1 protein-coding gene is annotated in these 254 nt (G+C 34.3%); it reads left to right on the top strand.

The features are described 5' to 3' along the window. Nucleotides 1–254: Asp23/Gls24 family envelope stress response protein (locus SB658_RS25845; protein ID WP_410603328.1), on the top strand; the 254-nt coding region annotated here is incomplete at both ends.

Genomic DNA, 254 nt, shown 5'->3' with positions numbered 1-254 from the left:
ATTAAAACGAAGTACGGTCAAATTGATATTAGTACAGATGTAATTGCAACAATTGCTGGAGGTGCCGCGGTAGATTGCTACGGTATCGTAGGTATGGCATCAAAAAATCAGTTAAAAGATGGATTAACAGACATTTTACGAAAAGAAAACTTCACTAGAGGTGTTATTGTTCGTAAAGATGAAGATGAAGTACATATTGATATGTATATTATTGTGAGCTATGGTACGAAAATTTCAGAAGTAGCACATAACGT

This window comes from Bacillus sp. SIMBA_008 (assembly GCF_046535495.1).
Lineage (GTDB): Bacteria > Bacillota > Bacilli > Bacillales > Bacillaceae > Bacillus > Bacillus subtilis.
This window is presented reverse-complemented; position numbering and strand designations above follow the sequence as displayed.